The 21,108-nt window shown below is 50.0% G+C and carries 31 protein-coding genes; 24 read left to right on the forward strand and 7 right to left on the reverse strand.

The genetic code is table 11. From position 1 onward, the window contains the following. Positions 1–110 precede the first annotated feature (110 nt). The gene (locus S2091_RS21320) at positions 111–359 is read left to right on the forward strand and encodes a phage virion morphogenesis protein (protein WP_243405522.1); all 249 of its coding nucleotides are present in this window, start codon (positions 111–113) and stop codon (positions 357–359) included. Between the two features lie 124 nt (positions 360–483). On the opposite strand, the gene S2091_RS21325 is transcribed toward S2091_RS21320, so the two are convergent. From S2091_RS21325 to S2091_RS21345, 4 genes are all read right to left on the reverse strand, one after another. Further along, positions 484–1,047 carry a hypothetical protein gene (locus tag S2091_RS21325; protein WP_105533996.1) on the reverse strand — a complete coding sequence of 188 codons (564 nt, stop codon included), beginning with the start codon at positions 1,045–1,047 and terminating at the stop codon, positions 484–486. A gap of 289 nt (positions 1,048–1,336) precedes the next feature. Further along, entirely contained in the window at positions 1,337–1,747 is a 411-nt protein-coding gene (locus S2091_RS21330; protein WP_105533997.1) for a hypothetical protein, read from the reverse strand. Positions 1,748–2,379: 632 nt separating this feature from the next. Then, positions 2,380–3,174 (reverse strand): DNA adenine methylase, encoded by a 795-nt coding sequence (locus tag S2091_RS21340; protein WP_105533999.1) that lies wholly within the window; start codon positions 3,172–3,174, stop codon positions 2,380–2,382. Beyond that, complete coding sequence (locus S2091_RS21345) at positions 3,119–3,334, reverse strand: Com family DNA-binding transcriptional regulator (protein ID WP_105534000.1); 216 nt, start codon at positions 3,332–3,334, stop codon at positions 3,119–3,121. The genes S2091_RS21340 and S2091_RS21345 overlap by 56 nt, the downstream gene beginning before the upstream one ends. A gap of 253 nt (positions 3,335–3,587) precedes the next feature. Here S2091_RS21345 and S2091_RS21350 point away from each other — a divergent pair, with 253 nt between their 5' ends. From S2091_RS21350 to S2091_RS21415, 14 genes are all read left to right on the forward strand, one after another. Next, the gene (locus tag S2091_RS21350) at positions 3,588–4,229 is read left to right on the forward strand and encodes a phage baseplate assembly protein V (protein ID WP_105534001.1); all 642 of its coding nucleotides are present in this window, start codon (positions 3,588–3,590) and stop codon (positions 4,227–4,229) included. Beyond that, positions 4,226–4,579, forward strand: a complete 354-nt coding sequence (locus S2091_RS21355) for a GPW/gp25 family protein (protein WP_105534002.1) — start codon at positions 4,226–4,228, stop codon at positions 4,577–4,579. Before S2091_RS21350 ends, S2091_RS21355 begins: the two co-directional genes overlap by 4 nt. Then, complete coding sequence (locus S2091_RS21360) at positions 4,576–5,478, forward strand: baseplate assembly protein (protein ID WP_105534003.1); 903 nt, start codon at positions 4,576–4,578, stop codon at positions 5,476–5,478. Before S2091_RS21355 ends, S2091_RS21360 begins: the two co-directional genes overlap by 4 nt. Continuing rightward, on the forward strand, positions 5,475–5,984 hold the full coding sequence (locus S2091_RS21365) for a phage tail protein I (protein WP_105534004.1): 510 nt from the start codon (positions 5,475–5,477) through the stop codon (positions 5,982–5,984). The genes S2091_RS21360 and S2091_RS21365 overlap by 4 nt, the downstream gene beginning before the upstream one ends. Positions 5,985–5,993: 9 nt before the next feature. Continuing rightward, positions 5,994–7,376, forward strand: coding sequence for a hypothetical protein (locus S2091_RS21370; RefSeq protein ID WP_105534005.1), 1,383 nt, complete (start codon positions 5,994–5,996; stop codon positions 7,374–7,376). Between the two features lie 10 nt (positions 7,377–7,386). Further along, the gene (locus S2091_RS21375; protein WP_105534006.1) at positions 7,387–7,716 is read left to right on the forward strand and encodes a hypothetical protein; all 330 of its coding nucleotides are present in this window, start codon (positions 7,387–7,389) and stop codon (positions 7,714–7,716) included. Then, on the forward strand, positions 7,706–8,011 hold the full coding sequence (locus S2091_RS21380) for a hypothetical protein (RefSeq protein WP_207769779.1): 306 nt from the start codon (positions 7,706–7,708) through the stop codon (positions 8,009–8,011). Before S2091_RS21375 ends, S2091_RS21380 begins: the two co-directional genes overlap by 11 nt. Positions 8,012–8,035: 24 nt before the next feature. After that, positions 8,036–9,208, forward strand: a complete 1,173-nt coding sequence (locus S2091_RS21385) for a phage tail sheath protein (protein ID WP_105534007.1) — start codon at positions 8,036–8,038, stop codon at positions 9,206–9,208. A gap of 28 nt (positions 9,209–9,236) precedes the next feature. After that, positions 9,237–9,746: a phage major tail tube protein gene (locus S2091_RS21390; protein ID WP_105534008.1), complete on the forward strand. Its 510-nt coding sequence runs from the start codon at positions 9,237–9,239 to the stop codon at positions 9,744–9,746. A gap of 64 nt (positions 9,747–9,810) precedes the next feature. Beyond that, positions 9,811–10,137, forward strand: coding sequence for a phage tail assembly protein (locus S2091_RS21395; protein ID WP_105534009.1), 327 nt, complete (start codon positions 9,811–9,813; stop codon positions 10,135–10,137). 11 nt (positions 10,138–10,148) lie between these two features. Then, the gene (locus S2091_RS21400) at positions 10,149–10,265 is read left to right on the forward strand and encodes a GpE family phage tail protein (RefSeq protein ID WP_105534010.1); all 117 of its coding nucleotides are present in this window, start codon (positions 10,149–10,151) and stop codon (positions 10,263–10,265) included. 9 nt (positions 10,266–10,274) lie between these two features. Then, a complete protein-coding gene (locus tag S2091_RS21405; RefSeq protein WP_105534011.1) occupies positions 10,275–13,028 on the forward strand; it encodes a phage tail tape measure protein in 2,754 nt (917 codons plus the stop codon). A 15-nt stretch (positions 13,029–13,043) separates the two neighbouring features. After that, positions 13,044–13,556 carry a phage tail protein gene (locus S2091_RS21410; RefSeq protein WP_105534012.1) on the forward strand — a complete coding sequence of 171 codons (513 nt, stop codon included), beginning with the start codon at positions 13,044–13,046 and terminating at the stop codon, positions 13,554–13,556. After that, complete coding sequence (locus S2091_RS21415; protein WP_105534013.1) at positions 13,553–14,782, forward strand: phage late control D family protein; 1,230 nt, start codon at positions 13,553–13,555, stop codon at positions 14,780–14,782. The genes S2091_RS21410 and S2091_RS21415 overlap by 4 nt, the downstream gene beginning before the upstream one ends. 26 nt (positions 14,783–14,808) lie before the next feature. Here S2091_RS21415 and S2091_RS21420 read toward each other — a convergent pair whose 3' ends face one another. From S2091_RS21420 to S2091_RS21430, 3 genes are all read right to left on the reverse strand, one after another. Continuing rightward, positions 14,809–15,210: a HEPN domain-containing protein gene (locus tag S2091_RS21420; protein ID WP_165795062.1), complete on the reverse strand. Its 402-nt coding sequence runs from the start codon at positions 15,208–15,210 to the stop codon at positions 14,809–14,811. After that, positions 15,210–15,563: a nucleotidyltransferase family protein gene (locus S2091_RS21425; RefSeq protein ID WP_105534014.1), complete on the reverse strand. Its 354-nt coding sequence runs from the start codon at positions 15,561–15,563 to the stop codon at positions 15,210–15,212. Before S2091_RS21425 ends, S2091_RS21420 begins: the two co-directional genes overlap by 1 nt. Positions 15,564–16,109: 546 nt before the next feature. Next, complete coding sequence (locus tag S2091_RS21430; protein ID WP_105534015.1) at positions 16,110–16,610, reverse strand: helix-turn-helix domain-containing protein; 501 nt, start codon at positions 16,608–16,610, stop codon at positions 16,110–16,112. Positions 16,611–16,689: 79 nt separating this feature from the next. Here S2091_RS21430 and S2091_RS21435 point away from each other — a divergent pair, with 79 nt between their 5' ends. The 9 genes from S2091_RS21435 to S2091_RS21470 all read left to right on the forward strand — a co-directional run bounded on the left by S2091_RS21435 (position 16,690) and on the right by S2091_RS21470 (position 20,923). Further along, positions 16,690–16,899, forward strand: a complete 210-nt coding sequence (locus S2091_RS21435; RefSeq protein ID WP_105534016.1) for a hypothetical protein — start codon at positions 16,690–16,692, stop codon at positions 16,897–16,899. A gap of 18 nt (positions 16,900–16,917) precedes the next feature. Then, positions 16,918–17,115, forward strand: a complete 198-nt coding sequence (locus S2091_RS21440; protein WP_105534017.1) for a hypothetical protein — start codon at positions 16,918–16,920, stop codon at positions 17,113–17,115. Positions 17,116–17,154: 39 nt separating this feature from the next. After that, positions 17,155–17,364, forward strand: a complete 210-nt coding sequence (locus S2091_RS21445) for a hypothetical protein (RefSeq protein WP_105534018.1) — start codon at positions 17,155–17,157, stop codon at positions 17,362–17,364. Further along, a complete protein-coding gene (locus S2091_RS21450; RefSeq protein WP_105534019.1) occupies positions 17,351–17,611 on the forward strand; it encodes an Ogr/Delta-like zinc finger protein in 261 nt (86 codons plus the stop codon). Before S2091_RS21445 ends, S2091_RS21450 begins: the two co-directional genes overlap by 14 nt. A 135-nt stretch (positions 17,612–17,746) precedes the next feature. After that, a complete protein-coding gene (locus S2091_RS21455; protein WP_105534020.1) occupies positions 17,747–18,367 on the forward strand; it encodes a hypothetical protein in 621 nt (206 codons plus the stop codon). A gap of 2 nt (positions 18,368–18,369) precedes the next feature. Next, the gene (locus S2091_RS24145; protein WP_165795063.1) at positions 18,370–18,537 is read left to right on the forward strand and encodes a hypothetical protein; all 168 of its coding nucleotides are present in this window, start codon (positions 18,370–18,372) and stop codon (positions 18,535–18,537) included. Continuing rightward, entirely contained in the window at positions 18,537–18,890 is a 354-nt protein-coding gene (locus S2091_RS21460) for a hypothetical protein (RefSeq protein WP_105534021.1), read from the forward strand. Before S2091_RS24145 ends, S2091_RS21460 begins: the two co-directional genes overlap by 1 nt. Then, complete coding sequence (locus S2091_RS21465; RefSeq protein WP_105534022.1) at positions 18,880–20,724, forward strand: replication endonuclease; 1,845 nt, start codon at positions 18,880–18,882, stop codon at positions 20,722–20,724. The genes S2091_RS21460 and S2091_RS21465 overlap by 11 nt, the downstream gene beginning before the upstream one ends. After that, positions 20,714–20,923, forward strand: coding sequence for a helix-turn-helix transcriptional regulator (locus tag S2091_RS21470; protein ID WP_105534023.1), 210 nt, complete (start codon positions 20,714–20,716; stop codon positions 20,921–20,923). Before S2091_RS21465 ends, S2091_RS21470 begins: the two co-directional genes overlap by 11 nt. Positions 20,924–21,108 lie beyond the last annotated feature (185 nt).

Genomic DNA, 21,108 nt, shown 5'->3' on the forward strand with positions numbered 1-21,108 from the left:
TGACGCGCGTATTACATCAGGGCCAGAGCAAAAAACCGCTCATCTATCAGGCCGTATAGATACACGCAAGCTTACCTACTGGTTGAAATCAAATTCTTCTTGCAAAACGGGTGGAGTCCATAGATACCGTGTTGCGCACAACCAAACATTTAAAAACGCGGCAGGACGCACAGCAATTAACAGTAGGATTTTATGGCAGAGTAGCGCGCATTGCGCGAATACATCAGGAAGGGTTGAAAGATAAGGTAGCTAAAAATGGCGTTGACTATCAATATCCAGAACGGCAATTGCTGGGTTTTAGCCCCAGCGATCACACGCTGATTCGGGAGTCGTTGTTGCTGCATTTAAGTAAAAATTAACGCACTATGAAATCATTTTTTGATTAAGTGATCGCCCGCATAGCGTCAAAATTTGAGGCCGCTGGCGTACACAATATGCGGCGTAGCAGCAACCCTTTATTGTTTATTCTAATGGATCGACCAATTAAACCTCAGCTGCACTGCATACCTCCCCATTTTCCAAGGCTACGAGATAGCTCTCCAAATTGTTAGCAATTTTTTCAAGGACACGAGGAAAGAACGGAACGAGATCTTCAAAGCTGGCATCGTCTGTTAAAGATCCACCATGATAGTGACGGCAGTGCGCAAGAATGTCGTGACGCTCTTGGCGAGGAAGCTGCACAAGTGGGTCTCGATCATTGTAATCATGAAGTCCAGAAAGATGTATAAATGCGCAACCAAACTTGTAAACGGATTGCGTCCAACCTTGTAAAGATTGCGAAAGATCGACCATTTCTCTATCTGTCACTGTAGCACGCGAGTTTTCCTGTAACCATTTTTCGCCTTTGACCGAGGCCTCGATAAGCAATTCTCGACGCTCAAGATTCCGAGTAAGCAAATAAATGACACGAACCATCGAATCCAACTCTTGCCGTAGAACAGAAACCATTTGCCCCGCAAGTCGGGCTTGCGCTAAAAGTTGCATTGCCTGCAGATGCTCACGCGATCGACTGCGAACCTGACGTAGAAAAATAGAGAGACTTGACATATAAGGTTTATCGTTTGAATTCACCGGCCTGCGCGGCACCTTGCGCAGATCTGATGGAGTGAATTGTTAGCCTTTTTTGGCAACACGTAGGGTGTAATAGCAACCTATATTACGCCAATTGGTTATTCAAGATTACTTCAATTTGCTCAATCATCTGCGCAGCGTATTGCGACGCATGGGAAGGTAAAACAACCTAATGCATAATTTGTCAGCGTAATACGCTGCGTTTTTAGCGCCCTACGGTAATGCGTTGGGTTTTCGACCGGTTTGCTCGCTTCGCGCTAATTTACTACTTCGGTGTACCATTTTGCGATCGACTATTTATTTTTTTCTCGATGGCTTCAATTCTTTTGGCCTGGTCATTCACAATCGGGCCTAAATTATCATAGACGAACTTACTATGTATTTTTTCATCTGCTTCGTCATCGACTACCTGGGAGGCCAGTTTGTCTGCACGTTCGTTGAGCTCTTTTAGCTTTACTACCTCACTGGCAATCTGCATATTTAATGCGGAATATTTCTGATTAACCTCTTGAAAACCACGATATAGCCCGGCACCGGCAACAGTAATCATTATGACTAAAAGTACAATGCTAAAAATAAATATTTTTTTATTTTTCCTTGAAATATCATCAAAAAGAATTTCAAGTTTTTCCTCTGGCTTGCTGGTTAGAATTTTATTCTTATCTTCGCTGATCATATTCTCTCTCCACTGAATTAATGATGTCTTAGATTCGCAACAAAAACTTTCAAGCAATGGCTTTTATCCATTGTCGATGCAACCTTTCTCTCATTTCCAAGTGCAATATAACCCAAGGTTAATTCGCAAGCATTTGCGCACTGAAGAAAGTAAAACGAGCAAGTTATTAACGCCCCTATCAATATAATCAAACCACCAATTCTTTCAACAAGTAGCATTGAATCGATGGGAACAATAATTATGTATAGCAAGGCAAAAAATAACAGAACAAGGAAACACGCACCGATGAGTAAGCAAATCGTAGATCTTTGTTTAATGTTGCTAATATGCACATCCAAGCTTGCCATTTATCCCTCCATGAAGAATATATTCGAAGAGCCCCAAGTAGGGTTAAAACCCAGCATCTAATTGGTTGCGTGTATAAACCCAGCCTACTCGCTGATCGTCCGCATCACGTCCTGAATCAATCACAAAATGTTGGGCTGATGCAGCATTAGCCCAACCACCATTAATTAGTTACCTATTTGCATTAACAAAAGAATCTATAAAGTGCCCAAAGATACTATAGTGTATTAAATCCATTGGCTATACCCTAAATAGGGCATTATGAACACAATTAACAAAAAATCCCCTTAGAACAACCCCTCAACCGCCCCAAAATCCCAGTTAGCTATCACCAATTCCTTGCTAGTCGACGGCTGGCCATGCACACTCCCCATGCTGTATTTGATATCCAGCCCCATCATCGTAAAGCCTTCAAACACGCGCCTAATATCCGGGTGGTCGTTAATACTCACCATCACACGCCCCTTGCAGTTACGCATAAATTCAGCCATCAGCTCATACTGTTCAAAGCCAAATTCCACGCCATAGCCTTCGGTCTGCCAGTACGGTGGATCCAAATAAAAAAACGAATGCGTCCGGTCATACCTTTTCATACAATCCAGCCAGGGCAGGTTTTCTACAAAGGTGCCAGCCAGGCGTAAATGCGCGGCACTCAGGTTTTCTTCTATTCGGCACAGGTTAATGGCCGGTGCAGTGGTGGCAGTACCAAAATGCTGCCCGGTGACTTTGCCGCTGAAGGCGTGCTGCTGCAAATAATAAAAACGAGCGGCGCGTTGAATGTCGGTGAGTGTTTCCGGCACCACCGCCTGGTGCCACTTAAAAATCTGACGGCTGGTAATCGCCCATTTAAACTGGCGCACAAATTCTTCCATATGGTGCTGTACCACGCGGTATAGATTGACCAGCTCACCGTTTATGTCGTTGATGACTTCGGTATGCGCTGGTACCGGCCGCAGGAAATACAGCGCGGCACCGCCGCAGAATACTTCTACATAACATTCGTGCGGTGGAAATAAGGGGATGAGTTTATCCGCCAGACGGCGTTTGCCGCCCAGCCAGGGAATGATGGGACTTGCGTGCATGAGATAGCGTTTTCAATTCAGAAGCTCTGGGGCTTGCCGGTTCGGAGCGCGTGGCTCTCAAGTGATTTAAGGTGCCGCAACGTGGGCATTTAATAGACAGGGTGATGTACTCACCCTCGCCTAATTTACGGGAACAACTTCCGCAACGGATATCCAACATGGTCAATACCTATCTAAATATGATAGCCTTCGGCCTACCTGATCAGGTGGCGCGGCCTTGGCTGTCTTGCAGGTACAACTGCCGGAACGGTGGCGTGGATATTAGTTAGTGCTAATGTCCACGTCGCCGCGTTTTTATGTAAGCCCGTACTTTCTCACGCGCACGCAGCCAGTGAAACATCGGCAAGGTTAGCAAGCCGCTTTCTAACCCGCCCCTTAATGCACTTCCGTCAGCAACACGGCAACATAGCCGTATGACTTCTGACCTCTCCGACCTCCTCCGTTTAATTTTAAATTTAATCCGTTTTGGCTCCATTGCCGAAGTGGATTACGACGCCCAAAAAGTACGCGTGCTGGTCGGTAAAAATTTAACTGATTGGCGTCCCTGGGCAACGCAACGCGCCGGTGACACGCAAACGTGGTGGCCACCCACAAAAGGTGAACAAGTCATTCTGTTTTCGCCTGAAGGTGACTTTAATCAAAGCATCTTGTTTCCCGCCGTGTATTCCGAACACGCCAAGCCACCGTCCACCAATCCGGCGCACCACACGACTAAATATCCGGATGGTGCCATCATTCAATACGACCATGAGGCTCACGCCCTCACGGCTATATTACCGAGCGGTAGCAGCGCGCTGGTCAAAGCCGACAAAGTCACGTCCGACGCAAAAGAAACACTCTGCACCGGCAACCTGACCGTGGCAAAAAATTTAATCGTGAATGGCATGAGTTCACTCAATGCCGGTATGGCAGTACTGCCAGGAACAGACGGGGCAGCAGCAAGTATTCAAGGCAAGCTGAATGTGTCTGACGACGTCATTGCCAAGGGTATTAGCTTGACTGGCCACAAACATCCCGTGATTGCACTGGGTGCCGATTCTGGAGTTGCGAAATGATCGGCATGAACGCACTCACTGGCCGCGCCTTGTCCGGTCTGGCGCATATCCGCCAGTCGCTGGCCGACATACTTACCACGCCACTCGGTAGCCGCGTCATGCGCCGCGATTATGGTTCTGAAGTGCCGGAGCTGATCGACCAACCGCTCAATAGCGTAACGCAATTACGCCTGTATGCCGCCACCGCGTATGCCGTGCAGCGTTGGGAACCGCGTATTCGTTTAACCAGCCTGCAACTGGACTACAACGCCGCTGGTCGTGCCAGCTTATCGCTGCAAGGGATTACCGAGCAGCAAAGTGTCGAACTGACTGTTCCGCTTAATAGTGATCAACACCAGGTGGCCGCATGACTAATTCCACCATTGATTTATCGAAATTACCGGCACCGGCGTTTGTGGAAGCACTGTCGTTTGAAGCTATTCTTGACGACATGCTCACGGATTTACTGGAGCGTCACGCTAGTTACAGCAACCTGCTTGAGTCTGATCCTGCCTATAAGATTTTAGAAGTCGCGGCGTACCGCGAACTACTGCTGCGCCATCGGATTAATGAAGAAGGTCGCGCATTACTGGTCGCCTTTTCTACCGGCACCGATTTGGATCATATCGGCATTACCTACTATGCCGGAGAAAAACGCCTGGTCATTTGCGAAGCGGACCCGACTACCTCGCCACCCACGGAACAGCTGATGGAGGAAGACGAAAGCTATCGCCGTCGCTTGTTATTGAAGGATGACAGTTACTCGACCGCTGGTGCCGGTAATGCCTATAAATTTCACGCCTTGTCTGCTGACGGTCAGATTAAAGATGCGTCCGTCACCAGCCCACGTCCCGGCACCACTGTCGTCACGATTTTAAGCCGTACCGGTGATGGTACCGCCAGCGAAGAACTGCTCGACAAAGTGCGCGCCACGCTCAATAGCGACGAAATCCGGCCGTTATCAGAGGAACTGATCGTCGCAGGTGCTGAGATTGTGCGCTGGGAATTGGATGCCGATATTTATACCTACAATGGCCCCGATCAAAACCTGGTCTTAAAAGCCGCGCAAGTCAGTTTTGCAACCTACCTGCTGGAACAGCAATTGCTCGAAGCCGACATCACCGATTCGGCTTTGTCTCGCGCTTTGCATGTGCCTGGTGTGTTTAAAGTAGTGCGGCGCAGTCCGTTAGTCGACATTGTCTGCACTGCCACGCAAGCCGCGTGGTGCGTCTCAACCGCCATCCACATCGCCGGAGTAAAGCCAACATGATGACGCGCTCATTACTACCACCCAACACCAGCCCGCTTGAACGCGCCCTGGAACAAAGCACTGCACGTCTGGGTGCCGTTCCGTTCCGCTTGCGCGACAACTGGAACCCGCAAACTTGCCCCATCACCTTACTGCCCTGGTTAGCCTGGGCAGTGGGCGTGGAAGAGTGGGACAGCACGTGGCCAGAACAACTACAGCGCGATGTGGTCGCCTCCACCCGCGCCATCCGGCAACAAAAAGGCACACCGGCCGCCGTGAAACGCGCCCTGAGTGCAGTGGGCCATCCGAATGCCGAATTGATCGAGCGCAGTAATAGTGAGTGGGCGACCTTTAAAGTCATCTTGACCCGGCCGGTTTCACATGTGCAAGCGCAACTGATCCGGCAGCGCATCGAAAACGTCAAACGCGTCTGCTGCCATTTGACTGCGCTCGACTTTACTTCCAACCCCATTAAGCACAACGGCACCATCAAACGCGACGGCACTTATAGTCGTGGCGTGGTTTAAGGAATCCGCATGGCAAATGTAAAAGAAACAAATCAGTGGGTAGACGGCATTTATCAACTAGAAAAAACCGACGATGTGATCGGTGGTGAAGACGGCATCGATAATCGCCAGGCGATTCAATTGGCGTCGCGTACCACGTTCTTAAAAAACCATGTCGAGGATTTAGAAACAGGCAAAAAAGCGGCAGGTAAGGCCATCAAACTCAACACGGCACGCACCATCAATATTGATGGTGATGCGGAAGGCCACGCTGAATTTGACGGCTCGGAAAATGTCACCATGACCCTTACCCAAAAAGAGAGCGGTATTAAAGCAGGAAGCTATCGCCAAGTCACCGTTGATGCAAAAGGCCGCGTCACAGACGGCAACAACCCAACCACGTTGGCGGGTTATGAAATAACGGACGCCGCCTCTATTAGTTACGTGGAAAAATTTGAGGCGTGGGTACAAGATAGCCTGAGTAATAAAGCCGGCGGCAAGGGTATTATTCTCAACTGGGATGAGCGAGAAGGACAGCCAACTTGGCTGCACGGAGGAAATTCACCCGGTAATTGCGCGCTTTACAATCCAAGTAATTTCGCTGTGAGACATGCCGGTACAGCGGGAAATGCCACTAATGCCGACACGGCGCAGGTCACCTTCAAGATCAATAACGGCGCCGACCACATGGCGTTTAACTGGCATGATCCCGGTGGACAAACCACCTACGTATGGGGTAGTGATAACTCAAATTCGGCGCGATTAAGTGCAACTAAAAATCTCCGTGTTGGTCATGCCGATACGGCGGGCAACGCCGCTCTATGGTGTGGCTACGGCTACCGCTACGAAGAGAATCCGGGCCAAATACCTTACTACGTATTAGGTGTGACAGCCACGTCAAAAGGTCAAATATCTATTTACAACGTCAGCAACTTATTAGCAGGTAAAGAAGACCGATTTCCTGCTGGAACGCGAATGCCATTTGCCCAAGCGGCCGCACCGACAGGTTGGACGCAAGTCAACGACGATTCCACCAACAACCGGATGCTGCGCGTTGTCAACGGTGGTGGCGGTGGCACTGGCGGCGACCATGATCCTGTCATTAACAACGTGGTTCCAGCCCATACCCACTCATTTACAACCGGTGTTGAAAGTGCCGACCACACGCATTACATTCAAGATCCAGGTCATGTCCATAGTGTTCCTGTGCGTGCCAGAGGTTCAACCGGCGCTGGCTTTTCAGACAGTGGTGACCGAATCACCTACACAGGTTATTCCAACGCTGCAGTAACCGGCATTTGGAATAGTGGTATCAGCGCCAACCACACCCACAGCGGCTCCACCGATAACGGCTCATCGCAAACCAACTGGCAAGCACGTTACATCGACATGATTATTTGCGCAAAAAATTAAGAGGCTATCAATGGCAACGAGAACTAAAGCAATATCCAAAAAAATCGACGTCAACATTGTCGAAACAACGGCCGTAGAAAAAATCATTCCAATCTTGATCACCGGCTACCAATACGGCGACTACGGCAACTTTATTGGTGAATATCAATTTGAAAAAAATCGAGATAAAGAAGAAATTCATTGCCCACCACGTACAACACTAATTCCACCGCCAACCGATCTGCCTGCAGATAAAGAAACCGTTTTCGATGGCGAAAAATGGATCATTCGCAACCTAGAAATGCCTTGGCTACCGGACAGAGAAATACCTGCAGATGACGAGGTCAGTGATGGAAATTAAAACTGTTATCAGTTGCCCGCTCGGTTCCAAGTGCGAAGAAATTAGAGGTGATGCATTACATCGCTGCGCCTGGTTTATTCAACTTGCCGGAACCAATCCCAATACCGGCGATGCAGTCGATGAACGCGGCTGCGCCATGAGCTGGGTACCAATTCTGCTGATTGAAAATTCACAGCAGCAACGTAGCACCAACGCTGCAGTGGAGTCATTCAGGAATGAAGTCGTCAACGCGAGCAATGCTAGTCAGCACCTGTTCGCCGTTGCTGCAGGTATTCCAACGCTAATCAACACCTAACCATTTACATAACAGGAGAGCACTATGGCAGCAGACTACCACCACGGCGTCAGAGTCATCGAAATCAACGAAGGCACTCGCCCTATCCGTACCATCAGCACGGCCGTCATCGGTTTAGTGGCCACCGCCAGCGATGCCGACGCCACCGTATTCCCCTTAAACACGCCGGTGTTACTGACCAATGTCATTGCTGCTGCAGGTAAAGCAGGAACCAAAGGGACACTGCGTCGCACATTAGACGCCATCGGCATGCAAACGAAACCATTCACTATTGTGGTGCGCGTGGCAGAAGGTGCCGATGAGGACGAAACCACCAGCAACGTGATCGGCGGCTCGGATGAAGACGGCAAATATACCGGCATCAAAGCCTTGCTGGCCGCTCAAAGCAAACTCGGCATCAAGCCGCGTATTCTCGGTGCGCCCGGCTTAGATAACAAGGCCGTTACCAACGCCTTAGTCGCGGTGGCACAGCAGTTGCGTGGCTTTGTGTATGCCTCGGCGTATGAGTGTGCTACCAAGGAAGAAGCCGTGTTGTACCGTAAAGATTTTGGTCAACGTGAGCTAATGCTGATCTGGCCGGACTTTGTGAACTGGAATACCGCCACGAACAGCGAAACCACCATTCCGGCGGTAGCTTATGCGCTCGGCCTGCGCGCCAAAATTGATGAAGAAATCGGCTGGCATAAAACCCTCTCGAATATGCCGATCAATGGTCCAACCGGTTTATCACGCGATGTGTTCTGGGATCTTCAAGATCCGGCGACCGATGCCGGATACTTGAACAGTAAGGAAGTGACGACGTTAATCAATAACGGCGGTTTCCGGTTCTGGGGTTCACGCACTGCAGAAGTGCCGGAGTTCTTCTTTTTTGAAAATTACACCCGCACCGCGCAAGTGTTGGCCGATACGATTGCTGAAGCCCATTTTACTTATGTGGATAAGCCACTGCACCCATCACTGGTCAAGGATTTGATCGAGAGCATTAACGCTAAATTCCGTGACTTGAAAGCGCAGGGTTACATCATCGACGGCAGTGCCTGGTACGACGAGCAGTTCAACAGCAAAGACACACTCAAGTCCGGCAAGCTGGCCATTGACTACGATTACACGCCAGTGCCACCGCTAGAAAATCTGGTCTTTCAACAACGCATTACCGACCGCTACCTGGCCGACTTTGCCAGCCGCGTCAACGCGTAACGCACCTTAACTTATCCAGGAGAACAGCATGGGCTTACCCAGCAAACTAAAAGACTTTATTTTATTTAACGACGGCCAATCCTATATGGGCAAAGTGCCGGAACTCACGTTACCGAAACTAGCGCGCAAGATGGAAGAGTACCGCGCTGGTGGCATGACTGGCCCGATCATGGTGGACTTTGGCAGTGAAGCAATCACGCTGGAATGGACTACTGGCGGCGTGGTAGTGGATGCACTCAAACAATACGCAGCCAATCGTCACAACGCCGTGCAATTGCGCTTTGCTGGCGCGTACCAAAACGACGACACCGGCGAGGTTGCGGCGGTGGAAGTGGTGGTACGCGGCCGTCATCAGGAAATTGATATGGGCAGCGCCAAACACGCCACCGAGACTGCACACAAATTCAATACTGCATGCAGTTACTACAAGCTCAGTGTTGACAATGAAGTTTTGATTGAACTGGACTTCATGGCCGGAGTGGAACTGATCGGCGGCGTGGATCGCAACGCGGGCATTCGTAAAGCCATTGGCTTGTAAATTCGCCTGAATTCGGATTGCATCACATGACTTTTTATTCTATTTTTAACTGAAGGATCACACCATGAACACAGCGCAACATGCAACGAGCAACGCCAACGGCATCTATGTAACGATCACCTTAGATGAAGCGATCCAGCGCGGCGAGTCATTGATTACCGAGATTCAATTACGCAAACCGAAGGCGGGTGAATTGCGCGGCGTATCGCTAGTCGAGCTGGCGCAGTTGGATGTCACCGCCTTGCAAAAGGTCTTGCCACGCATCACACAACCAACCTTAACCAATCATGAAGTCAACAATCTGGACCTAGCCGATCTGATGTCGCTCGGTGCCGAGGTCGCCTTTTTTTTGGCGAAGAAGGCGGATCGGAACATGGCCTCCCCGACGTAGTCGAGAACGCGATGGCCGACATTGCGGTGGTGTTTCACTGGCCACCGGCCGCCATGTCGGAATTTACCTTATCGGAACTGATGGACTGGCGCGAACGTGCCAGAGTGCGCAGTACAACAGAACAGTAGAAAGACACAATGGCCGACCTCAAATTACAGGTGATTCTCTCTGCCCTGGATAGAATCACGGCACCACTCAAAGCAATTCGGGGCGCGGCCGCTCCGACCTCTGACGCCATTAAAGCCACCAGTGACCGGCTAAAAGACCTCAATGCCCAGCAAGACAAAATCAGTCAATTCCGCGAACTCAAAAAAGGATTGAATACCACCTCCATCGAATTGCGCGCTGCAAAACAGCGTGTCTCTGAGTTGGGTACGCAGTTGACCACATTGAAGTCCCAATCTTCCCCGGCAGCGGGAGCCGTTAAAAAACTCAGCAGTGAGTATAAAAAAGCACAAGCCAGCGTTGAAAAACTGACCACCACCTACCGCACGAATTTAGAAACAAATAAGACGGTTCGTAATGCGTTACTCGCCACCGGTATTAGCACCAAAAAACTCGGTGAGGCTCAGACCTGGTTAAAAAATAGCATTGCGTATACGAATGCCGAACTGACTTCGCAAAAAAAGAAACTGGCCGATGTCGCCACCCAGCAAACTCGTGTTGCTGCCATGCGTGCCAAGTATGCCAAGACCAAAGACATGGCGGGTAAAGCCGCCATGGTCGGCGCAACCAGTGCCGCCATCGGTGGCGGCGTATTAATGGGTGCCAGGCAGATGCTCACGCCAGGGATTGAATTTAATGAGGCCATGTCGCGGGTGCAGGCATTGAGTCGCGTCGATAAAAAATCCGACGACTTCAAGGCCATGCGCCAACAAGCGCGTGATCTGGGTGCGAACACCAGTTACACCGCCACCGAAGCAGCGCAAGGACAAGGTTATCTGGCCATGGCCGGTTTTAAACCAGCGGATATTCTGCAATCCATGCCAGGTGTGTTATCCATGGCCAAGGCTGGCGGCTCGGATCTGGCACGCGCCGCCGATATTTCTTCCGACATCCTGACCAGCTTCGGCCTGCAGGCCGACCAAATGACGCGGGTCGGTGACGTCTTGACCATGACGTTTACCACCGCCAATACCGATCTGGAAATGCTGGGTGACACGATGAAATACGTCGGCCCGATTGCCAGGGCAGCAGGTATGTCGCTGGAACAAGCCTCGGCCATGGCCGGGTTGCTGGGTAACGCCGGGATTAAAAGTAGCCAGGCCGGAACAACACTGCGCTCGATGCTGCTGCGCTTGGCCGCGCCGACCTCGGCCGCCGGTAAAGCGCTGAAAGAATTGAGTGTATCTTCGCAGGATCTGAAGGGCAATGTGCGCGACATTCCCAGCATTCTGCGCGACGTGGCCAAGGCAACGGAAAAAATGGGCAGTGGCCAGCGTCTAGGATTCCTAAAACGTATCTTTGGTGAAGAGCCTGCCGCCGGTATGGCCGAGCTGATCGATAAACAAGGCGCGGATGGTATCGGCAGGTATGTGGCCATTGTTGAGAACTCCAAAGGCGTTGCCGCTAAAACAGCGCAGGTGATGGCCGACAACTTAAGCGGTGATCTCAAAACCCTGTCCTCCTCGTGGGAAAATCTCGGCATCACCATGTCCGATGCTATCGATGTGCCAATGCGCAAAGTCACTGACCGCATAACTGACATCCTGCGCGTGACCGACAAGTGGATGAAAGACAATCCAAAACTAGCCGAAACACTGCTGATGATCACGTTGGCAGTCGGCGCGGTGTTGCTGGTACTCGGTACTTTGACGATTGCTCTGGCGGCCATTGTCGTGCCGATGGCCGCAGTCAGCACGGCATTCGGTGTGCTGGGCATCACAGCGGGCATTGCCTTAGCACCGTTACTACTGATTATTGCTGGCATTGCCGTCTTCGCGGGGTTGGCGTATCTGGTCTATCAATACTGGGAGCCGCTCAAGGCATGGTTTACCGGATTTTGGGAAGGGTTGAGCGATGGCCTTGCTCCGTTGGGTGAACTGTTTAGCCGGGCATTTGGTGCGATGGGTACCGTACTTGAGCCACTAAAACCGTTATGGGATTGGTTTGTCGAAAAATTTAACGAAGCAGGAAAGTGGTTGTCTGAATTGATCTCACCGCTGCAGTCAACGCAAGCGGAGCTCGATGCAACTACAGGTAGTGGTTATTTGTTCGGAAAATGGATAGCAGGACTTATCCTCCTCATGGCAGATGTGGGTATCAGCATCATCACGGGAATGTTTAAAAGTCTCTTGACCGTCAACGCGTTTATATTGAATTGGTCACCGTTGGGCATCGTCTATAAAGCCATTGCGGGCATATTGCGCCTATTTGGTGTGGACATGCCAGAACAGTTTAGCGAGTTCGGCAGCAATATGATTGCGAGTTTTATTAAAGGAATTCGCGCACAATTTCCGATGCTAGATGCCCTTATTTCTAAATTTGAAAACATACTTCCCACCGGAAAACTGGCCATCGATAGCAAGCCGCTCTCCAGTGAGCAGGTACAGCAATCGCAACAAATGATGGATGCGCTAAAACTCAAGCGCCCCATTGCACCGGTATCGAATTTTAGTGAGGTGGGCGGCATGGCCAACCACCTCACCCAGGCCGGTGCTGGAATTCGTGCCAATCTAACCGCCATGCCAGCCCTGTCGTTTGACACCCGCCCACCGGTGGCTACCCGTCCGCCTGGCAGCAGCGTGATGATGCAGGGAGACACCAATCATTTTACGATCAACCCAGCACCCGGTATGGATGAAGCGGCCATTGCCAAAGCCGTGACAAAAGCCCTAGAAAAGCAGAGCCACCAGAAAGCCGCGCGCCTGCGTTCCCGATTAGCCGATTAAGAAAGAACTCACACGATGATGATGGCATTAGGCATGTTTGTATTTAGCTTGCCCACCCTGGCCTACCAGGAACTGCAACGCCAGACCGAGTGGAAACATCCCGGTACCAGCCGGGTCGGTACCCGCGACGCGCACCAGTTCACCGGCAAGGGTGACGACACCATTACCTTGTCCGGGTGGATCGCGCCGGAATTAACGGGCAGCCTGTATTCGCTGGATGCCTTACGCATGATGGCCGATACCGGCCAGTCGTGGATTTTAATTCAGGGTAACGGCCGTATTCTCGGCACCTTCATCATCACCGGCCTGACCGAGAACAGCAGCCACCTGGCCGCTACCGGCGCAGCAGGCAAGGTCGATTTTACGATCAGCTTAAAATGCATTGATGACGATCTGCCGGGGCTGATGAATAGCCTCGGTGATCCAGGCAGTATCAAAAATATGCTGGGTCTAGATGGCTTGGCCAGAGGTGCTAACGACGCACTCACCGCTGGTAACCGGTTCGGCAGTGCGATGGTGAGATCATGATAACGCGCTACCCCAGCCCCGGCTTTTTGATTACGCTGGATGAACAAGACATCACCGGCAAGATCGCGCCACGTCTGGTCAGCCTGACACTGACCGAATGCGCCGGTGATGACAGCGACCAGCTCGACCTAACGTTGAGTGATGCCGACGGCAAGTTAGCCATTCCGCCACGCGGCGCTAAAATCAATCTGCACATCGGTTGGGCGCAGGACGGTCTGGTCAATAAAGGTGAATTTACGGTTGATGAAGTCGAACATAGCGGCACGCCGGATCAGATCACCTTGCGTGCCCGCACCGCCAATTTAATCGACGCCTTCCGGCAACTGCAAGAAGCCAGTTTCCACGACACCACATTAGGTGCCATCATCGAATTGATCGCATTTAAAAATGAACTGCAATCCGGCATTGCCGACAGTTTGCGCAACGTCGTCGTCATGCATCTGGATCAGACCCGCGAATCGGACGCGGCATTTCTGCGTCGCCTCGGCAAAAAATACGACGCCACCGCTACCGTCAAAAACAACACGCTGTTATTCATCCCGACCAACCAAAGCAAAACGGCATCCGGCAAAGCATTGCCGATCATTCACCTGACCCGCCAACTGGGTGACAGCCACCGCTACCACAGCAGCGAGCGCGACAGCTATTCTGGTGTGCGCGTGTTCTGGCATGACCAAAAATATGCGGTACGGAAAAGTGTGGTGGCCGGTAACCCCGGCAACAGCAAACGGCTGCGCACCACCTACGCCAACGAAACCGACGCACGGCAAGCCGCCGTGGCCGAATGGCAGCGCCTGCAGCGCGGACTGGCCACGTTTGAACTGGCACTAGCACTCGGCAATCCAGCGCTCATGCCAAAATCTCCGGTGACCGTATCCGGTTTTAAAGACGCGATAGATCAGGTGGAATGGCAAGCGGTCAAAACCATACACAGCATCAGCGATGGAGGATTTACCACCCGCATAGAATTAGAAACCAAGGTGGAAGAAGCCGAGGCCGAACGTGAACCTCAAACAGATCCGGACGAAGGCATCACCGGCGTGCTCACCAAATGGAAAGAAAAGGGAAGAAATCGCAGCGGGGAAGAATTAGCAGGCAGCACTGACAATGCTAAAACACTAGAACTCGTCTACGCCAGCCGCCAGTACGCCGCAAAAACCGCCAGGGATCAATGGGTGGAAATTCAGGAGCGCCGGGAAATTATTGCGGAAAACAATAGGGATTAGCTCTGCGCCACTGGCGCAGCCGCGGATCAATTTGATTTAGATACAATCTGAGAACTAATCCATTCAACAAACTCGATAGCTTGTTGAATCAATGACTCTACCTGGGCAATTTCAATCAGATCACCGGTGTAATCAGCGACTTGTCGGATGTCATGTGCGCGATTAAACGCACGGCCAAACTCAACAGGAACAAGACCGGTTTTAACTAAATGTTGTCCAAATGCGGAAATCAGTCCGCTATGTGTTTTGCCGATCGTCGGATCAATTCCCGGGACAGATTTAAGCAATCCCGCCTTCGCAGCATCAAACATCGCATAGTAAGCACGATTACAGGCACCATCGACATCGCCTGCATGACGAAGCAATTGCGCAGATTCAATCGCCCGATTGGCTTTAAGAATCAAATCGTGTGGGGAAATGATACTCATCAGAGGATGATCCCATCGCGCTCAATATTGCGCAGTAAAAAAGGATTGCGGTACGCATCTGGATTGGCCCACTCATCCTCCCATAGCGGAATAGCTTCAACGCGAATACCGGTATCAAGCATGACATCAAACGCAATGTCAGACATCGCCATTTTTGCGTCCATGAATTTACCGTGTTGGCCAGAGAGCAAAACCGCGACATCAGCATCGCTGTCTGGTTTAAATTCGCCGCGTGCGCGACTGCCAAACAATATTGCACTACGTACAGAAAATACAGCAGTCACGCGTTCCATAAAGGCCTTAACTGTCGCGGCTGTCGCCATATCAAGTGGGTGCATTGCCTGGGTCTGCATTCTGATTTCCTTTCATCTTCTGAGCTAAGTGCTTAGTAGTATATTATAGTTTAAAACCGTACCAGCGCATTCCGCCACAAAGTCTGGCACAGTAAATCCCCAGCGCTGCAAAATAAGCTCGCGTAGCCTGTAATAAGTAGGGCGCAATGGGCTTCATCTATTGCGCCGCATGGTTGATACGTCAAAAAGGTGCAATGCGCTTCGCTTATTGACACCCTACCTATTCATGTTGTTTTGCATTACAGGTTACGTGTTAATCATACTTTGCAGTGGCATTCAACCCGCATTGCTGGGTTTCGGTGCAATCGGTGCTGCCCACGACGACGGTGGATTGTTTCGCAACGTAGGCATGAATAGTCGACTCAATAGTCTGCGAAATAACGGTCTCGGGGGTATGTATATAAAGTAGATAGTCACATACAAGACCCATGCCCAAAAACGCCGAAAAAAATACTAAATAAAATAGGTGGCCAGGTTGAAAGCTACCGATAAACACCTGGCCAGTACTGCCAAAAAATACGGTTGGCTTGTGGGGTTGCAGAATACTCAGGATTCGGGCGTGCTCTTTTTCTTTTTTTTATCGCCACCGACATTTATAGTTTTACTTCCAGAATTATATTGATCGCCTTTTACATCCGTCATTTCACCCACTTTCCCGTAAAAATGATTGCCGCCACTAATTGGCGTTACTGGGATTTCGAGATTCTCTTTTTTAAGCTCTTCTTTTTTTGTTTTTTCGATTGGTGCCATGCCATCAATTAAGCCAAGCACGCCAGCTTTGCCACGTGTGTCTAGGCTTCGATATCCAATCAGGACTTCATTTTCTTCTTGCGTCAATGCAGACACAGCAAGTTCACCTGTTAATAAATAAAGTACATCAACTCCGGCGCGAGCGATTGCGGCTAGATAGTCTGAATCTGGCTTTCGCGATCCACTTTCATAATTTAATTGAGTGTCTTTTGTAACTCCTCCAAGAACAGCAAATTTCTCCTGGTTTAAACCAAGTCGCTTTCTTTCTGCGCGAAGACGCACATTAAAATCTATCATATGACCAATTATTTAATTGACATGTGGACGTTTGACCACTATAGTTGAGCTATCCCTAGCTAATGACAAAGTATATACCATGACAACCACCCAACAAAAACAGCCCAAACAGCTCCGCGTTCAACGCGGCATTCTGGGTGGACCATTGAATCTGCGCCTGACCCCAGATGAAATGATCCGCGTAGAAAAATATGCGGCCGATGAGTTCCGCTCTCGCGCTTCCTTCTTGCGCGTCATGATCCTTGCGGGTTTAGAACAGTATGAACGCAACATTGCCATTAATCAATAATTGCAAAGGACTTTAACTATGTATCCCGATACAAAACGTCTTCGTCACAACCGCATTATGGTGAGCCTGGACGATTACGAACATGATCTGATTAATGCGCTGGCGAACTACCGGGGCGAATCATTAGCCGTCATCGCCCGCCAGATGATCATGCGGGAAGCTGTCGCTTTGCTTACTGCTGACCATGCCGACAGCTTATCGCGTCGTAGCGCATAAACGAAGCCAGACATCAGCAACTTTTGAGTTACTCAAACTATGCCAACACAAGAAATTACCTTTAGTGACGATGAGCGCGACATGCTAGAGCGCGTTCGTTTGCAACAAGGTCTGGCCACGTTAGAGCAGACCGCCGAGTGGTTGGTAAAGTCACGTTTACGCAATCAAACCAAACATTTTACTGGTCGCGGTCGTAGCCTGTATGCCGTCACTGCGTCAAGCACAAGGAAGTCACATGAGAGTCATTAGCCTGCCCTGCCCCCATTGTGAAAGCCGTGTGTTAGCCAGAAAAAGCCGCACCTTGTCACCGTTATTTAAAGAGATTACGTACATGTGTCAGAACCCAGACTGTGGTCATACTTTTGTAGCTGGTTTAGAAGTATTGCGCACGCTGTCGCTGTCAGCACTACCTAAAACGAATCTACGCATTCCCATATCGCAGCATGTCCGCCATAACGCGGCGAATCAACTTTCATTGAATCTGTTTGTCGCTTAAGGACTGCCATGTTACCGACCATCCTCGCCCCGCCGTAATTAACACCACGCTGATTTAGCGCGCCCATTATTTCGTCGTACCTGCAACGCTTGAAAAATAGCGTGCGGGATTTGCTCACCCCAATGAAAGTGAATCATGAATTTCAACAGAAAAAAATCAGGAAGCAGAGCGGTTAATATTCTGAAAATTATTGCTAACAAACCTGCGCTGGGCGTAGCGCAAGGCAAGTTAACGAAGAGTGTGTTTCCTTTAATTGGCCAGATCCATGGGGAAGCCAAAGATACCGTCAAACTTCCCCTTTTTGGGGATGCTGTCAATCATGTCGCGCATCCCGATGGAATGCAAGAAACCGAGCATGTCGAGTGCTTCTGGCATGCCCATGGCCTCCACCGTGCGATACGCTACATAGCTCCCGTCAACGATCATGGCGATGCCGATGTAACGGGGCGGCGAGGGCCAGGGGTAGTGGTCATAGGTATTGATGAAATCAGTGATTTTGGTATCAAAGTCGGGTGCTTTATGACCCGGGTGCAGCGTTGTTTCCATACGGTGAACTCCATTTTATTTGAATGTGGATACTTGGCGATCATGCGTTATCCAAAGCGCACATGGTTACTATATTATAAATATGCTACGCCCTTAATGGGCGTGGGTATTAAAAAAACACGATTGCAAAACTTTTTGAGCGGAGTTCTCTGTGGCATCGCCATGTTCGCTCCTACCTTTGTGGTAGCGCTTGGTTGGGCAAAGGATTAGCCATGCAACTACCGCTTTCGATTCGGATTACTTCCCCTAGCTTGTTCCGTGTAATTTTGCGGGAATACGTTTTCTGCAAGCAAGAACGCTTTTTTTGGTCGGTGAGTTTGCTTAGTTTTGATTTGCAAAACTTCTTGCACGAAGCTGGCGGTATGGCGGGGGAATGGTAATGAGCGTTTCACTTATTAATGATCACCTCTCTTTTCGCCCCGCGACTGACATCTTTAAAGTATGGGATCAAGGCAGACCAACTCCGCCAAATAGCCCACTTGCATTACGTGCGCTAGCCGAAGCGAAAGCCGCGATACAACATCGCCAGGTAGAAAATAAAAGCCCACTGACGGCGCAACTATGGGGCGTGACACCTGCGGGTGTGCGACGCAATATATTGCGGGCGGCAGGCTTGGAAGACCACCGTTGGGATTGCCCTGTGCATTCCTTTAGCGATGCGGAGCGTATTGCCATGAAGGCGGCGGCAGAACATGGCGTTCGCTTGTATGAAAGAGCTAGTCATGCGATCTAAACAGAGAGAAATGCCAGCGCAGCGTCGTCATGAATTATTTTTTGAAACGGCTAAATTTAAAACAGAAATTGCCCACATTCCTTACAAGTGGCGCAAGCGGTTAATCGCACGCACGCTGGATAAAATGGCCTGGTCTTCCTGGCACAAAATTTATGAATCGATTGCGGTGAATTTCGTACGTGACTTTGCTAAACAGTACGTGCCAGCTGGTATCAATATGACTCAGGATGATAACGACATTATCGCCACCGCCAAGAAAGCCGCTGGCCAGGTATCGCAAGGGCTGTGTGCCGCGCAATCGGATCAACACGCCTTGCTCATCATTAGCGCCCTCTGTCGTGACTATGGCATCGATACACCTGCCTTTGAAGAGTTAGCCGATGTCGTGGCACGTGCCATTGACCACCGCTGGTGGCGTCGCCAGCTACGCAAGAGCATCGGTCGTGCTTTTGAGGCCGGTAATATCCGGCTCGGTTATGTGCATTATCGGGGTGAACCGTATGCTAGCAATGAAGCAGTGCTCGGACGGTTAGCACAGAACCGTCGTAACGCACTGGCCATGGCCGCCACTGTATTAGAAAACGAGAACGGCGAGCAATTCAGTATTGCCGATCTCGCAGAAAAAACGACTGCCAATAAATCCATACGAAGAGGAGAGTTAATGCTACGTATCAATGGTTTTGAAACCATCGCCAGGGAAACCGGCGACCAGGGTATTTTTGTGACGTGGACATGTCCATCGCACTTTCACGCGACCCGCCGTAATGGGTATGCCAACCCCAAATACAGTCATGCCACACCGCGTGAAGCGAATCAGTATTTGTGCAAAATGACCGCATTGTGTCGTTCGGCTCTAGCGCGTCTGGGCATTGGCATATACGGTTTCCGGATTGCAGAACCACATCATGATTCCTGCCCACACTGGCACATGCTGTTATTCGTTCGTCCAACTGAAAAGTACAAGAAGCACCACATCCATGATGTCGCCGGCCGTGCGATTCGTATCATGAAGCGTTACGCCTGGCGCACTGAACGCGGTGAGCCTGGTGCATTTGAACATCGCTTAGATGTTAAGCGTATTGACTGGAGCAAGGGCAGTGCCGCTGGCTATATCGCCAAATATGTCGCAAAAAACATCGACGGTGTTGAGCAACATAAAACCCGTGAAGGTTATACGGTCGCGACTGATTTAAATGGCGACGTGGAATTAACACCTTCTATGCGCGTTGAAACGTGGGCTGCAAAGTGGGGCATCCGCCAGTTTCAACAATGGGGCGGTGCACCGGTCACCATTTGGCGTGAATTGCGTCGCATAAAAAAAGAGATGGTTAACAAAGCGCCGGAACCGATGCGACGTGCTTGGGACGCAGTACAAAAAATCGATGGCGAAAAACGCGCAGACTGGGCCGAATATTTACGCGCCCAGGGCGGTGCAATTGTGCCACGTAAAGAGCTGGTGATTACCTTGGCCAAGGACGAAAAAACCGTCATCGGCCGGTACGGTGAAACGATCAAAGTGACACCTTACGGTGTCCATTGTTCTGCCTTGATTGGGGTTGTTTTTAAGTCTGTGCGTCATACATGGATGCCGGTAAATAACGGTGGTGATGGGGCTGTTTTTGATCTTCCTCGGACTCGTGTAAATAACTGTACTCACCAAAACCCAGAATCACCTAAAACTAGACTGAACTCATCAACTTTTGATGTTAACGATCAAAGTGAAAACAATAAAAGAACAACCAATGGTGATATTAGGGGTACTAACTTCCCCATATCCAAGAATGATCAATTAAAAACGCAACCAAGAATAAAGGAGTTAACTAATGAATGCTGAATTCATGCTTTTAGCAATCTACAATTCTCCAGTCTTAACACTGGAGCAGGTTTGCCATATAGTCGGCGTAGCTAAGGATACCGCCTACGTACAACGATCAAATGGCACCTTCCCTATTCCGATGTCAGGGAAGCCCCTACGGGCTGATGTGCGCGACGTGGCTTTGTACATGGACAAAACTAGAGCTTCGGCAACGTGAATTTAATAAATAAAAACTGCTTTCAGCATAATTTGTGCTGAAAGTAAGATTATAAAAATCCTAGTTAGATAAGTTTATCTTGAATACATTATGCGTATTCGCATGAAAAAAGCCACCCATTGCAGTCATTGATGTTTTGATGGGAATGCCTGCAGTGCGCCTGACCCACCAGATGAGGTTCTCCG

Source organism: Solimicrobium silvestre, assembly GCF_002976435.1.
GTDB classification, from domain to species: Bacteria; Pseudomonadota; Gammaproteobacteria; order Burkholderiales; family Burkholderiaceae_D; genus Solimicrobium; species Solimicrobium silvestre.